This window comes from Enterococcus sp. AZ179 (assembly GCF_050498885.1).
Taxonomy (GTDB): domain Bacteria; phylum Bacillota; class Bacilli; order Lactobacillales; family Enterococcaceae; genus Enterococcus_D; species Enterococcus_D entomosocium.
Window position 1 is genome coordinate 941,335 of sequence record NZ_JBMHEO010000001.1, and the last position, 15,250, is coordinate 956,584.

The window sequence follows — 15,250 nt, forward strand, 5'->3', positions numbered from 1 at the left end:
GACGACTTCCACTCAGGTTACTCACTATCCGATACTTCTAAGATAATTTGTGCAAAGGCAGTATCATTTGTATGGGTGATACTGACAAACGTTTTTTCTAAAGGGTGCGGTGCTTTGGTAACGATCGGTGCACCGAATTCATTGGTCAAGACTTCAATATCATGAAAAGAAACTTTGCCGATCCCCGTCCCCCAAGCTTTGGAGAACGCTTCTTTGCAGGCATAGCGCCCCCCGAGGAACTCTACCTGACGTTTCAGGGGCAAACGGGCAAATAATTTTGCTTCCTTCTCTGTTAAAATACGCGTTATAAACTGAGGTTTTTTTTCAATTAATTCTTTCATTCGAGGCAGCTCGACTGCATCGATCCCGATTCCTTTAATCATTCTTCTCGCTACCTTTACTTAAGATAGGGGTTTCCAAATTGGAATTGGCCCTTGTTTAGCTAGTTACCATTCTACCAAAAAAATGGCGAATTACCATTCAAATCTGACGAGTTTATACGGAGATTAAGATTTTCATTTGCTCGTATTTGTTTTTTATATAAAAAAGACCTTGCAAGTTTCCTTACAAGGTCCACAAACTCAATTAGTCTTGGTTATTTCTGATAACGAAACCGCGTTTTTTGTCGTTGCTACGGCGATTGTTTTTACGGGCACCATCTTTTGAATAGTTACCACGGGCTTTATTGCCGTTGCCGCCGCTACGGTTCCCACCGTTTTCTTTGCGGTTACGATTGCCGCCATTGCTGTTATTGCTGCGACGTCCGTTTTTATTGAATGATTTTTTTCCTTGAGGTAATGGGCGTTCTGGTGTGATTTTGACTGGTTCTAAATCAGCTGGATCTTTCGCCATTGTTTTTAGAAGCAGTGCTGCTAAATCTTGTGCAGAATAACGTTCCAAAAGATCGTCGGCTGCTTGCAAGTATTTATCCAAACCATTTTCATCCAATTTTGTTTCAACAGATTCGATTGCGGCACCTAATTGACCTTTAAAAGCTTCTTTTTCGGTTGGTGGGCGCATTGGTGTCATCCGTTTTTTCGTTAAGTTTTCAATGACATGCAAGTAGCTCATTTCGTTTGGTGTAACGAAAGTCACTGACATTCCGCCTTTTCCGGCACGACCTGTACGTCCGATCCGGTGAACATAGCTTTCAGGATCTTGAGGGATATCGTAGTTGTAAACGTGTGTAACACCAGAAATATCTAATCCGCGAGCTGCTACGTCTGTGGCAACTAAGATATCTAATTGACCACTCTTAAATGAACGTAAAACGCTCATCCGTTTTTGTTGAGAAAGGTCCCCATGAATGCCTTCAGCTTTGTAGCCACGGGCTTCTAAACCACGTGCCAATTCATCAACACGACGTTTCGTACGACCGAAAACGATCGTCAATTCTGGTGATTGCACATCCAACAAACGAGTCATGACATCGAATTTTTCGTAATCTTTTGAGCGAACATAGTATTGATCAATCAAATCAGCGGTCATTTCTTTGGCTTTGATTTGAACATGTTCAGGCTCTTTCATGAATTTCACGCCGATATTTTTGATTGCTGGCGGCATTGTTGCTGAAAATAGCAACGTTTGACGAACATCTGGCACTTGGCTGATGATTTTTTCAATATCTTCCAAGAAGCCCATGTTCAACATTTCGTCTGCTTCATCTAATACAAGCGTTTCAACCGTACCTAATTTTAAGGTGTGGCGGTTGATATGGTCTAACATACGTCCTGGCGTACCAACTACGATATGGGGACGATCTTTTAATTGACGGATTTGACGGCCGATATCGGCTCCACCGTAAACTGCTTGAACGCGAATTTTTTTGTCTTTACCAAGACGATACAATTCTTCTTGGGTTTGGATCGCTAATTCACGGGTTGGGGCAATCACTAATCCTTGTAGTTGATGGTTCGCTGGGTCGATTTTTTCTAACATTGGCAAACCAAATGCGGCGGTTTTACCAGTACCGGTCTGTGCTTGACCGATCACGTCTTTGCCTGCTAAGGCTAATGGAATCGTTGCTTCTTGGATGGGTGTTGCTTCTTCAAAGCCGGCACGCTCAACAGAAGTCAATAATTCGTTGGATAATTCTAGATCTTTAAATTTCAAATGGATCCTCCTAGGCTGGTCATCTTTTCGATGCCTGTTTTTCTATCATCGAAGCGTAGGTTAGTTCTTCAGAAACACAAGAGTAGTCCCATTTACTCTTATCTTTCTCTCGGTACCGAAAAACCGCTTCACGAAGGCATTATAAAAGGCTAAAACAAGTGTTGTTTGTCTCAGCCATCATTTTATCTCAAAACGTCAATGTTTTTTACAGTAATCATTCTGTGCTTCATCTTTCGGCGTTAGATAAGTATAACACGTTTTGAAAGTTTCAGCAAGATTTCAACTCCGCTTTACATTCCTTTTAGTGCATCAACGACTTCGCTCAAGCCCATGCCATTGCTCCCTTTGATTACCAAGCTGTCGGAAGGTTCTAAAGTTTCCTTTAAGGAGGCGATCAGTTGTAGTTTTTCATCTGTCGCAAAATAGCGCACCTTGTCAGCAAGTGGTGACTGAGCTAGTCGTTTTTGCAATGCTTGCATTTCTTTGCCATAAAGAAAAACTAGTTGGAACGAGTCATCTAAATGTGCGGCCATCTGCTCGTGCATTTGTGCAGAATCTGGTCCTAATTCAAGCATATCTGCCAATACGGCGATCCGTCTTCCTTCTAACGGCAATTTGCGGAAACTATCCAATACGAGACCCATGGCAGTCGGATTGGCATTGTAAATATCGCTCAAAATCGCTGCTCCATTACCGGCAGTCACCCATTGGGTCCGATTTTTCGTTAATTGAAAATGCGCCAAGCCCTCCTTGATGGCTTCATTTGATACACCAAAATGACGTCCTAAACCAATCGCGATCAAGGCATTTTTGACATTATAACCGCCTAATACCGGTAAGGTAAAAGTCTTACCTGCTACCGTAAAAATCGTTTGATCTTGCGATTCCTCTACGATGTCTCCTTGCAGATCTCCCTCTGTTAAGCCAAAAGTTTCAATGGGCTGCGTCAAGTTAGGAACAAAGGGGTCTAACAATGGTTCATCCGCCGGCATCATAAAGAAGCCGTCTTTTTTCAATCCTGCGGTGATCTCCATTTTGGCTTTGGCGATCCCTTCTCTGGACCCTAAGTTTTCAATGTGGGCTTCGCCAATCAACGTGATCGCCGCTGCATCAGGTTCTGCTAAGCGCGAAAGGACTTCGATCTCTCCTGCATGGTCCATTCCCATTTCTAAAATCAACACTTGCGTATCTTCTGGTGCATGCAAGATAGTCAAAGGCACGCCTAGTTCATTGTTATGGTTACCTTGAGTTTTGTAGGTCTGGTATTTTTGTGCCATAACCGCGTCTACCATATCTTTTGTGGTTGTTTTCCCATTACTTCCGGTAATAGCGATGATTTTTGGCGCAAGTTTTTCTTTGTAGGCTCGTGCTAACTGTTGGAACGCTTTGACAGTATCCTTGACGGGTATCACAAGGATGCCTTGCGGTGGTTGGATGGTGGGATGACTCCACAATGTCGCGATCGCACCATTGTCTTTGGCTTGTTGGGCAAATTCATGTCCATCCCGAGTCCCCGCCAAGGGAACAAAAAGACTGTTTTCTTTGATTAGACGGCTGTCAAACTCCACAGAGGCAAGTGGTGTCTCATTTTCAATTGGCTGACCAAATACGGCAGCGGCTTCTTTTACAGTAAAATTCATCAGTTTCGCTCCTTTTTTACAAAAAAAGAAAGCACAAGATCGCTTCAAGTATTTTCCTTGAGTTGAGCTGGCTTTCTTCCTGCTATTTATTCTGCTTCTTTTTCATTCTCTGCTTCAACTTCTGCTTCTTCCACATTCGTCAAGAAAGAACGTCTTTGGTTGAAACGATTCATCCCTAATTGGATCAATTCTTCAATCAAATCACCATACGGCAATCCGGTCTTTTCCCATAGCAATGGGTACATGCTAAATTCAGTGAACCCTGGCATCGTGTTCAGCTCATTTAAAAAGAGCTCATTTTTATTAGTCAAAAAGAAATCACAACGGCTCAATCCGCTGCCGCCTAGCATTGTATAGGCTTTTTTCGCAAACTCTTGGGCTTTGGCTTGTGTTTCTTCGGGAATTTGTGCAGGAATCTGCATCTCGATTCGGTTGTCAATGTATTTGGAATTGTAATCATAAAAGGCAACATCTTTCACGATTTCTCCCGGCATGGTGGTCCGCACGTCTTCGTTTCCAAGAACAGCGACTTCGATCTCACGGGCTTCGATTCCTTGTTCAACGATTGCTCGGGTATCGTAGCGATACGCTTCTTGCAACGCATTTTGCAGTTCTTCGCGGTTCTCGGCTTTCGAGATACCGACACTTGATCCCATGTTGGCTGGTTTGACAAACATCGGATAAAGGAGACTGCCTTCGCATTGATCGAAAATCTTTTTCGGATTTTCTTTCCACGCATTTTTCAAGACTGGTACATACGGAACTTGCGGAATTCCCGCAGCTTGCAAGATGTACTTGGTCATGATTTTGTCCATCCCACAGGCACTAGTCAAGACACCAGCACCGACATAAGGCATTCCGATGGTTTCTAAAAACCCTTGGATCGTGCCGTCTTCGCCGTTTGGTCCATGGAGCAATGGAAAGACGATCGCGTCTTCTTCATAGATGGCCCCAGGTGAAATTTCTTCCCTTTTGGTCTCTTCGTTGGTCAATGCCAAAGTATCTGGTGACGTTGGCGCCTCAGACAATAATGGGCCTTTTAACCAGCGTCCTTCTTTAGTGATCATTACTAATTGAACTTGGTAGTAATTATAATATACAGCATTAACAACTGAAAAAGCGGATAACAGTGATACCTCATGCTCTGCACTGCGTCCCCCGTATAATAAAATGATTTTCAAAAGAATTTCCTCCTGTATTCATTGATTCTACCAAACTAAGTCTTCCACATTTTAGCACAAAATCGACCAACCGGCATTAAATCTTGCAGAAATTTCTTTAAGCTTACACAGTCGTTAGTTGAATGTTTTTCATTTTGTCAGTACTATGAATATATCACGGCACGTTTAAAGAGGTGGGACCTATGACAGAACAAACTGCTCCTTCTAGAAAAGGACGATTAAAACAAATCCTTCAAGTCTTTTTGAAATACAAAGTCGTTCAAAATATCAGCAAACAGCAGCATCCCGAAATGGTGCGTCAAGCGTTTGAAGAATTAGGACCAACATTTATCAAAATCGGGCAGATGCTTTCGGTCCGCAATGACCTGCTTTCCAGCACTTTCGTTGATGCCTTCAAGCAGTTACAAGACAATGTCAAAAGCGATCCATTTCCCAAGGTCAAAGCACTGCTGGAAGCAGAACTACAGCAGCCACTAACGAAAGTTTTTTCCGCTTTTGATGAAATCCCAGTCGCCTCAGCTTCCATCGGACAAGCCCACCGAGCAAACTTGATCAGCGGCAAAGAAGTGATCGTCAAAGTGCAGCATCCGGGAATCATTGCGGCGATTCAAGTAGATCTCGATCTTTTTGAAAAGGCTCTACCGTTAGTTCGTGCAATTCCAGAAGCCAATGTGGTGGATTTAAAAAGCGTGTTAAGCGAAGTCAGACGATCCCTTGCCAATGAAACGAATTTTTTGCAAGAGATGAAAAATGCGCAGGAATTCTACCGAAACAATCACCAAAACCCGCAATTGGCATTGCCAAAAGTTTATCCCGAATGGTGCACCCAAAAAGTATTAGTCATGGATTACATGGCCGGTGAAAGTTTGAACTGCTTGCTGACCCGCAGCAATCAAGATATCGTTTATGACAATCAGTCCGTGAAAGCAGTGAAAAAACAAGTGGGAACGCTATTAGTCGAAAACTTTATGAAGCAAGTCTTTGAAGATGGCTTCTTTCACGCTGATCCGCATCCTGGCAATCTTTTTTTACATGTCTTCACAGATCAAACCAACCGACCAAAACCATTCCAAGTCAAACAGCGCGTCGGTGTCCTCGGCGGTGTTGATTATTCATTGAAGTGGCAAGAAGAAGCGATTATGCCGCCTTACCAAGTGATTTTCTTAGATTTTGGGATGATGGGACACTTGGATCAGTCATTACGCAGTCGCTTAGCTGATGCATTGATTGCTTTGTATACCCAAGACACCCAAGAAGTCGGCAAAGCTGTCTTGCGTTTGTGCAACAGCAGCGGCAGTTCCTTTGATGAAGTCGCCTTCTATCAGGATCTTCAAAAATTTGTTGAAAACTACTATAATATGCCGCTAAAGGATATCGACTTGCAAAAAGTGATGGGGGAAGTCATCACGATCTGCCATGATAACCAACTGCAGATGCATCGAGACATCACCTTGCTGATTAAGGCTTTTGGCACCTTGGAAGGTGTGATCAAAGCCTTAGACCCCGAATTATCAATGATGGAAGTCACTCAGCCTTTTGCACAAAAATATTTCTTACAGCAGCTGAGTATTGAAGACGAGGTGAAAAAAAGCGCATTGGCAACCGCAAAAAGCTTGCGGGCACTTAGCCATCTTCCTGATCGAACCTTGGCTGTCTTAGACACTTTTGCCACTGGTAAACACCGGTTAAATTTAGAGATCCGCGAACAAAAACAGCTATTGGATCGCTTTGATCAGATGGTCAATCGACTGGTGATCGGTATTATTCTAGCTGCGGTCATCCTTGGCTCTTCCTTATTGGTGGTGGCTAGTCCGCAACAAGGAGCCTTCGTCCATCAGATGGGGATCTTCGGATATACCTTGGCATTTTTCGCGATCGTAGCTTTAGTCGGCAAATACTTTTATGATCGTTTTCGTAAGAAATAAATAAGCACCTTCAATTCCCGTGTCTCATGCAGAAGCTGGGTCTTGAGGGTGCTTATTTTGCAAGGGTCTGTCGCAATTCGTTTTCAAAGATTCGTTTGAAGACTTCCCGATCCTCTTTCGTAAAGGGCTTCGGTCCTTTTGTGCGCTTGCCTGCTTTACGCATCTGCGCACCTAAGTAGCGTTGACCTAATAAAAAATCGATCGTTTCTGGCAAATACTCTGTACCGTTATGGTGAAAAACTCGTGCTTTTTTGGGCAAGACTAACGAGGCTAAGCCATAATCTTGGGTGACGAGAAAATCGCCGGGTTCTATCTCCTTCACGATTTCATAATCCGCGCGATCCGAGCCTTTGTCGACATAGACAAAGTGGACATGGGCGGGATAGTCTTTGGTCGTATAATGATCGACACTGGTCACGATTACTACCGGCAGCTGATACTGCTGAGCCAGCTCGATCACTTCATTTTTCACCGGCGAACCGTCGCCGTCAATAAAAAGCCGCATCTGCTTGCTCCTCTCACAAATTTCTTCGTTTACAATTACTTCTATTGTAAGAGGAGCACCTAGAAGATGCAAGCAGACTTTGCAGTATTTTCATTTCAGTATTGCTCAATGAGGGGATAAGAATGGCGATCTTTGTCTCACTAACTAGCAGTTGCCATAAGTAAAGCTTATCCTTCAATTCTAGAAAATGCTCGTTCTTTTAGCTCATAAACGACATCGCAAGCCTTTGCTACCTCTTGTTCATGGGTCACTAAGATGATACATTTTTTTTGCTCATGGGCAATTTCTTGAAACAGTTTGACGATTTCTTTAGATGTCGTTTCATCCAAGTTTCCAGTCGGTTCATCGGCTACGATCAGCTCATGTTCACAGCACAACGCGCGAACGATAGCGACCCGCTGCTGTTGCCCACCCGATAATTGGGTCACTTTTTTCAGTGCCAGCTCTTCCGTGATGCCAACTTTGGCTAAGTTGGCTAAAGCATAGGCCTTTTTATCGGCTTGCTGCGACTTCGCGATCGCCATGGCTGTGATCACATTGTCCAGTGCCGACATATAAGGCAATAGATTATACGCTTGGAACACGATGGAAACATCTTTGCGGCGGTATTCTCGCAATCCGATTTTTGCTAACGTTTCTTCATTGTAGAAAATCTTTCCTTCTTTCGGTGTATCTAGGCCCGTGATCAGTGACAGGAAAGTTGTTTTCCCCGATCCGCTGGAACCTAAGATCGCATACATCTTGCCAGGTTCAAAGGTCAAATCAACGTCACGAAACAGCGCTTCTGCTTCGCTTTGATACCAATATCCTAATTGTTCTGTTCGTAATGTCATGTCGTTCCTCCTAAGAAACCAAGATTTTTTTCGGATTCAACCGCAAAATGCCCGCGGAAGAGAGTAAGATCGAGCCAAAACTGATCCCTAGACCGAGTAATGCCAATAAACCAATTTGTTGAGGGGAAACGGTGATCTCCAAGGACTCCACTTCTGCTGATTGGGTGAAGGATGGGAAAGAACCACCACGATTTCCGCCCATTTGCGGCATCTCCCCGCCTCCAGGACCAGCGTTTTCAGTGGCTGCTTGATCAGTCGTTGTCTCTGTTTGTTGTGCCAATAATTGCTCTCCGACGGCATTACCGACAAGATTGCCGCTAGCGGCCGCGATCCCTAAAGCAAATACCATACAGACAAAAATCTCTGTGAAAAACTGTAGGATCACTTTAGCCCGTGACTCGCCTAAAGAGAGCAATACACCAATCTCATAGCGACGTTCCCGAATCGACATCATCACGATCAACGTCAAAATAATGATACCGGCAGCAGCAACTAACACAATAATATTTTTTGCAAAGCTAGCGACATTATTCAATGGTGTCAGCATCGACTGATACATTTGATCGTTGGTTTGAATGCTGTAGGTTTCTGTATCGATCAACCCTTCCGCTTCTTCCACGAATGCTGTCATCTCAGACGGATCACTCAAGGTATAGGTTGCCGAGTCAATGGTGTCCTCATTGCCGCTCAACGTATTGGCAAGGGTATAAGAAGCAAAGATCGTGTTGGCTGGATTGAGAAAGTTGAACATTTGGCTCATGCTGTTGCCAACTTCACTCGTTTCATAGATTCCCTTGATCGTCACGTCTACTTCATTGTCCTCTGCATCAGTGATCGAAAACGTATCTCCGACCGCCAAATCATTCGCTTCAGCTAGTGAGGATTCGATCAGGACTTGGTTCGTACCTTCATCCTCAGAAGTAATTCCTTCTCCATCCGTGATCGTCGCTGTTCCTTCCGAAAAAGTCGTATACGCCGCACTGCTTGATACACCAGTGATTTGGAAATCACCCGTACTCATATTACCGCCAGGCATTCCTCCTGGCATACCGTCCATTCGCCCCGTCTCGCTGCTATCGGTTGCTTCTGACTCTGTCGATGAGTCACTGCTGGAGATCGGTTCGATCCCGCTGACGGCATCAGCAGAGGTGCTGACTTCAAAACTATATGAGGCAACCCCGTCTAAATCGGCGATCGCTTGGGCATCAGTAATCGCTACTGGTGTCGATTGAAAACTCCCTGGATCTGGTCGGGTGCTTTGGTCATCGCTGTCAGAAGAAGAGCTCCTTTGCTGAAAAGCCTGCTCGCGGTTTGCTTGCAACGTCACAGTTGCGCCAACACTTTTCTGGGCATTTTCAGTCGCTACTAGTGCCGCACTGCGAATCGTCAGACCCGCCAATACAAAAATCAAGATTGCAGAAAATACGGCGATCAGCAACAGGCTCCGGCCTTTTTTCGCCCATAAACTTTGGAGACCTCGTTTCAAAAAATTCATCTTTGTTCCTCCTGAATAGCTATTTATTGTCTTTCGACTATAAGGATCCTAGCTTAAATTGACCTTAAACCGTCTCCTGATTTTTTGAATCATAGAAACAGACCGCAACGACTGCCTGCGATCTGTTCGATTTATTGATAACCATTTGGTGATGATCGGTGAAACTTCAACTAACGACCAAAACCACCGCCCATCTGATTGGTTGTCGCTGTTGCACCTGATTGGGTCAAGTTAGCGATAGTATCCGTGACGGACAATGTTCCTAACTCTGTCCCATCACTGAGGGTTCCGCCAGCATAATAACCGGAGACTGCTTGTGCATCATTCGTCCCACCACTGACCAACGTATAGCTGCTATCGGTCAAATCTGGGCTGGAAAGAACCACGTGTTGGTAGCTTTTGCTTGGGGCATAGGACAAGATCGTCTGACCTTGACTGTCCTTTAAGGTCACTAGGGTCTCGGCTGATTGGGTTTGATCGAAACTGATTCCGATCGACTGTTGACTACCACCGCTAACGTTCATGGCCATATCGGTCGTGCCTGCCGCTAACAAGACGCCGCCGGTGAGTTCAAATGTGCCGTTATAGTCCAAAGCACCATTGCCACCGGTCGTTGGACCATTTACGATGACGACGCCATCACTCATGGTGACATTGCCATTACTATCCAGGCCATCCCCTTCGGCATCAATGACCAACGTTCCACCAGTGATCGTGATCTGTTTACTGTCATCCGCGGTATCGCCGCCGCCAGGGCCGCCGCCAAAACTGTCTTGACCAAATTGTCCCGTTGTTTCATCCGTATCACTGCCACCACCGGCATTGATCCCATCATCGCTAGCCACGACGTGTGTCGTGCCACCTGCAATCGTGATTACACTTGCTTCTAATCCTTCATAGGATTCTTCGATAGAAATCGTTCCGTCGGAGATCGTCAATTCATTGTCGGCGTGGATCCCATCATCGCCACTGCTGGCAGTGATCGTGCCACCTGCAATGTTGATCGTATCATTGGCATGCAAGCTATCATCCGCACTATCGATCGTAAAGGTGCCGCTGCTGATGGTCATCACACCGCCAGCTTTCAATCCTTTGTAACTTTCATCCGTCACTAGCGACTGACTTTGGGCTCCGTCAGCCGTTTTGATCGTGATATCAGCTGATTGGATGCTTAAATTTGTTTCTGCTTGGATCCCGTCACGACCACTTTGGATCGTAAAGGTACCACCATCGATCGCAACGTAGCCTTTTTCCGCATCTTCCGTATTATTCGCTTGGATACCATCTCCTTCAGTGGTGTTCAGTGTGTAGTTCCCCGCCAAGATCGATACGGAATCTTTTCCTTTGATGGCGTTGTTTTTCGCTGTGATTTCAATCGTACCACCTGCTAAAACCAAATCATCTTTGCTGCGCAATCCGTTGCTGTAATTTCCTGTGATCACCAACGTCCCATCGCCGTTGATGGACAAATCTTCTTTACTATAAAAGGCAGCATCTGGTTCTGTCTCGCCTTCAGCCAAGGTGTAGCTGCTGCCATCCGTCAGAGTATTCGTCGTATCACTGGCTAAGGTCGTGATGACTTTTTCTGCTTGTTCGATGACGACGGCCGCCCCGTCTTCATTGGTGATCGTGACACCAGCAAAGATCAGATGGACTTTTTCTTCTTTGTTGACGTTGACAACCAGTTGGCCATTACTTAACGACCCGCTGACGACATAGGTGCCGGCTTGGGTGATCGTCACGGTTTGGTCTTCCACTGAAACGCCATCAACAGCCGTCGTGTCGCTGCCATTCAATTCAAGTTGCGTAGCAGTTGCCTCATCGTAGGAAGCATCAACATCTTCTTCTTCGTAACTACCGTAATAGTCCACAGAATCATCAAGGGTCGTTGAAACGTTGGTCACTGCGGCAGAACCGGAAACTGCTGCTGCGGAACTGGAACTGCTGCTCGTGCTAGTACTATCGGTTTGCCCGCAAGCGCCTAAGAGCAGCGATGAGAGCAAGAGTGGATAAATGAGTTTTTTCATAAAAGGTTCCTCCTTCTACAGCTCATCGCGGTTAGCGGTGAGCTTGCCTAAAACAACAGGTAAATTGCCATTACGAACCCGAACTTCATCAATGATTTGCTTTTCTTGCGCTTGGTCTTTTAACAGCAACTGATAGCGCAATTCATACAAGCTTCCCATCGTCGTCGTTCGAACCGATGTCAGTTTGGCAGAATGCGTATATTTTTCAAAGAGATCATCGAATAATTGTGGATAATCCAAATCTTCCGGAATCGTGACCTTCAGTTCCCGTTCACTCGTGGCTTGTCGATCGCCAAAGGGCATCGTATATAAAAGGGTCAAGAAAAGCGCCACGATAATGGAAAAAATGACAACATAGCCGACATACCCCATCCCAGTTGCCAGACCGATCCCCATCGACCAAAAGACGCTGGTAATCTCTCTAGAACCCCCGGGAACCGAGCGGAAACGAATCAAACTGAAGGCACCTAAGATCGCCACCCCTGTGCCAAGATTGCCGTTGACTAGCATGATCACCGATTGAACGAGAATCGGTAAGACTGCCAAGGTAATGACGAAGTTTTTCGTATAGACATTGCGGATCATATGGATCGCTGCCACTAATAATCCTAAAAGCAATGAGGCGGCGATACAGATCAATAAGCTACTCCATTCAAGGGTGCTCGTATCGCCAGAAAATAGACTAGATAACATGTAACCGTTCCTCCTTCTTGAATAAATGCCGTTGATAGGTTTGGGCATATTTTGAAAAGCTGCCTTTGCGCACACTGTATTTGTTCAGCAGTTCCACAAACCATATTGGATAAGAGCCGAGGGCTTTGACTTCCATCAACACTCCGACTTCCGGTGCTACTAGTGCACCGTCACTACCGGAACCTAACATGAGATCGCAGGTGCGAAAGCGAATGTTTTGATCGAACGTCACGCGAAATTCACTATCATCATCAACAAACAGCGACAGGCGATCATAGGCAATCAAGACTTTTGGTAGCAGGTCCGGGTTTTTCTTAAATAACCAGTGGATCTCCGCGGCGATTTGCGGGGCTTCCTCCATTGACGGCAAGACCCCCGTTTGCAACCAGCGGCAATAGTCAGCATAGGGCATCGGAACGCGGCGTTTGTAGACCACGCCACTGACTTTCTTCTTGATCTCTAAAAAAATCAACTGTTGCTCTGTCGGTACCCCATAGCTGCGGACCCGAAATTTTTCTTTGTATTTCGGTTTGTCCATCGAATGACGAATAAAGCGGTAATCCTGGGTATCATAATACAAGGACATAATCGTGTGTTGCCCATATTCATCGATCGCCATTTTTTGCTGCAACTCGCCAAGAAATGCTGGAAATTGCTCCTTAGTCAATAGATATTTCGTCTCTTTTCTTTGAAAGACTTTTTTTAATTTCATAAAATGTTCCTCCCTTGAAATCCATGCACTGAATTTACGGCAGCTATCTTAAATGCAGCTTAAGACAAAACAGTTTTTTTAAGCATTTTTTATGCTATTCGTGCTATTCTTATCCTTAAAGAGGTGGGAACATGATTAAATTATTAGTAATCGAAGATGACAAAACATTATCTGAAAATATGAAAGAGATCGTCAGCGAAATCGGTGAAGTCACGCAAGCATATGATGGCAGTGAAGGCTTGTACGAGGCGGAAACGGGGATCTATGACTTGATTATTCTTGACTTGATGATGCCTGAGATGAACGGCTATGAGGTGCTTTCAGCATTACGAAAAAAAGGACTCCAAACACCCGTCCTGATTTTAACAGCCAAAGACGGCTTAGAAGACAAAGTAACCGGCTTTCAAAAAGGGGCTGATGATTATTTGACCAAGCCTTTTTATCGGGAAGAATTATTGATGCGGATCAAAGCGTTGCTAAAACGCTCCTTAGGTTTGTTCAATGAAAATACACTGGAATATAACGGGTTGCTCTGTAACCTTGGCACCAACGAGGTCAGCTATCAAGGGGAGCTTTTACCGATTCAAGGGAAAGAATTTGAGCTACTGCTCTATTTTCTACAAAATAGAAACATTATTTTGACCAAGGAACAGATTTTTGATCGCATCTGGGGGTTCGATTCAGAAACGACCCTGACTGTCGTAGAAGTCTACATGAGCAATCTGCGAAAACACTTGCGCCAGACAGGAATCGACAAAGAGATCCGTACGTTGCGAAATGTCGGCTATATTATGCAAGGAGCCTAGTCTATGAATAAAGAACGCTCTAAGAGACAACGGCTGCACTCCTTTCTCCTAAATGTCAGTGCCTTTGCTTTGGTCTTCTTACTTTTAGGAACGATCGTGCTCCAATTATTCAACCAATCGGCTTATCGTCAAACCGATATTTCTTTGGAACAAGCAGTCAAAGATACCCGCTTGATCCAAGCTGAGATCAGCGCTTCGCAATCCAATCTAGAGGTATTGCCACCAGATAGTGCAATGCCGAAGATCCCTGGTACCAATCGCTTCAACACCCAGTTGATCCTCTGGTCTGAGGACGGCGAGATTTTAAACAAACAGACTTTAGGCGGCCGTTTTTCACAATTGGCAAGTCTATCTTTAGATACGAGCCATTTAGACAGTATCACGTCTTTTTCAGTGGTGGATCAGTCCTTGTCAGAGGAAGAAGAGACACTTTTGTTTCGCTCAATCACCACCAAAGCCCCAACCAATGACGCCGGGGTCGGCTATATCCAAGTCTTAGCGAACACCAATCAAATCAAAAATGCCATGAACAATTTCCAAACCATCTTGATTTTATCGATGATTTTTTTCTGGATTCTCTCGATCGGGATCAGCTACTTGCTTTCCAGCTTGAACATGCGCCCAATTTTAGCCTCGTGGAAGAAACAACAAGAATTTGTCGAAAATGCTTCTCACGAGCTGCGCACACCATTGACGATCATTCAAAATAGTCTGGAGCGCCTGTTTACCAAGCCCAATCATACGATCATTGAAGAATCTGAAAGCATTGCACAAGCGTTAGCGGAAACCCGACGGCTAACTGGATTAACGGCTGATCTACTAACGATTGCCCGCAGTGATTCCAATCAACTGCTGTTAACGAAAGAAACCGTCGAATTAGTTCCGTTTATCGATGACTTAGTCAAACCTTTCAAAGAAATTGCCGAACTGGATCAAAAACATTTTATTGTCGAAAATTTTGCCAAAACGACCGCTTGCTTTGATCAAAAGAAAATTCATCAAGTCCTCGTGATTCTCCTAGATAATGCCTTAAAATATACCAGCAGTGGTGATAAAATTACGCTCTTATCGGAGATTTCTAACAAGCAATGGCTGATCGAGGTCAAAAACACGGGACCAACTATTTCCGATGAAGAGAAAGCTCGCATCTTTGACCGCTTCTACCGCGAGGATCGTTCTCGCTCCAAGGAGACCGGCGGCTATGGTTTAGGCTTAGCGATCGCCAAGCAAATCGTCGAAGAGCACAAAGGACAAATTCTGGTCAAAGATCTGCAGCCACGAGGGGTTATTTTTCAGATTCGCTTACCTAAAGAAGGATAAA

The 15,250-nt window shown here is 44.8% G+C and carries 13 protein-coding genes; 3 read left to right on the top strand and 10 right to left on the bottom strand.

What is annotated here, in order from left to right:
- Nucleotides 1-17 precede the first annotated feature (17 nt).
- The 4 genes from acpS to IGI88_RS04455 form a co-directional block, all read right to left on the bottom strand.
- Nucleotides 18-383: a holo-ACP synthase gene (acpS, locus tag IGI88_RS04440; RefSeq protein WP_005233665.1), complete on the bottom strand. Its 366-nt coding sequence runs from the start codon at nt 381-383 to the stop codon at nt 18-20.
- A 202-nt stretch (nt 384-585) separates the two neighbouring features.
- Nucleotides 586-2,112, bottom strand: a complete 1,527-nt coding sequence (gene cshA / locus IGI88_RS04445) for a degradosome RNA helicase CshA (protein WP_005233663.1) — start codon at nt 2,110-2,112, stop codon at nt 586-588.
- 290 nt (nt 2,113-2,402) lie between these two features.
- The gene (locus IGI88_RS04450; protein ID WP_429947802.1) at nt 2,403-3,752 is read right to left on the bottom strand and encodes a UDP-N-acetylmuramoyl-tripeptide--D-alanyl-D-alanine ligase; all 1,350 of its coding nucleotides are present in this window, start codon (nt 3,750-3,752) and stop codon (nt 2,403-2,405) included.
- 86 nt (nt 3,753-3,838) lie between these two features.
- Nucleotides 3,839-4,933 (bottom strand): D-alanine--D-alanine ligase, encoded by a 1,095-nt coding sequence (locus IGI88_RS04455; RefSeq protein ID WP_086298284.1) that lies wholly within the window; start codon nt 4,931-4,933, stop codon nt 3,839-3,841.
- A 182-nt stretch (nt 4,934-5,115) separates the two neighbouring features.
- Between IGI88_RS04455 and IGI88_RS04460 the strand changes: the two genes are divergently transcribed.
- Nucleotides 5,116-6,858 (top strand): ABC1 kinase family protein, encoded by a 1,743-nt coding sequence (locus tag IGI88_RS04460; protein ID WP_086298287.1) that lies wholly within the window; start codon nt 5,116-5,118, stop codon nt 6,856-6,858.
- A 52-nt stretch (nt 6,859-6,910) separates the two neighbouring features.
- Here the strand turns inward: IGI88_RS04460 and IGI88_RS04465 are convergent, their stop codons facing one another.
- From IGI88_RS04465 to IGI88_RS04490, 6 genes are all read right to left on the bottom strand, one after another.
- On the bottom strand, nt 6,911-7,363 hold the full coding sequence (locus IGI88_RS04465; RefSeq protein WP_218193032.1) for a YaiI/YqxD family protein: 453 nt from the start codon (nt 7,361-7,363) through the stop codon (nt 6,911-6,913).
- 167 nt (nt 7,364-7,530) lie between these two features.
- Complete coding sequence (locus IGI88_RS04470; protein ID WP_010749095.1) at nt 7,531-8,196, bottom strand: ABC transporter ATP-binding protein; 666 nt, start codon at nt 8,194-8,196, stop codon at nt 7,531-7,533.
- 10 nt (nt 8,197-8,206) lie between these two features.
- Nucleotides 8,207-9,691, bottom strand: a complete 1,485-nt coding sequence (locus IGI88_RS04475; protein ID WP_194199203.1) for an ABC transporter permease — start codon at nt 9,689-9,691, stop codon at nt 8,207-8,209.
- Nucleotides 9,692-9,861: 170 nt separating this feature from the next.
- On the bottom strand, nt 9,862-11,718 hold the full coding sequence (locus IGI88_RS04480; protein ID WP_016621916.1) for a carbohydrate-binding domain-containing protein: 1,857 nt from the start codon (nt 11,716-11,718) through the stop codon (nt 9,862-9,864).
- 15 nt (nt 11,719-11,733) lie between these two features.
- The gene (locus tag IGI88_RS04485; RefSeq protein ID WP_005233649.1) at nt 11,734-12,411 is read right to left on the bottom strand and encodes a DUF4956 domain-containing protein; all 678 of its coding nucleotides are present in this window, start codon (nt 12,409-12,411) and stop codon (nt 11,734-11,736) included.
- Nucleotides 12,401-13,123: a polyphosphate polymerase domain-containing protein gene (locus IGI88_RS04490; protein ID WP_005233646.1), complete on the bottom strand. Its 723-nt coding sequence runs from the start codon at nt 13,121-13,123 to the stop codon at nt 12,401-12,403. The genes IGI88_RS04485 and IGI88_RS04490 overlap by 11 nt, the downstream gene beginning before the upstream one ends.
- 131 nt (nt 13,124-13,254) lie before the next feature.
- On the opposite strand from IGI88_RS04490, the gene IGI88_RS04495 reads away from it, so the two are divergent.
- Both IGI88_RS04495 and IGI88_RS04500 read left to right on the top strand, forming a co-directional pair.
- The gene (locus tag IGI88_RS04495) at nt 13,255-13,929 is read left to right on the top strand and encodes a response regulator transcription factor (protein WP_005233644.1); all 675 of its coding nucleotides are present in this window, start codon (nt 13,255-13,257) and stop codon (nt 13,927-13,929) included.
- Nucleotides 13,930-13,932: 3 nt separating this feature from the next.
- A complete protein-coding gene (locus IGI88_RS04500) occupies nt 13,933-15,249 on the top strand; it encodes a sensor histidine kinase (RefSeq protein WP_005233642.1) in 1,317 nt (438 codons plus the stop codon).
- Nucleotide 15,250: the final 1 nt, after the last annotated feature.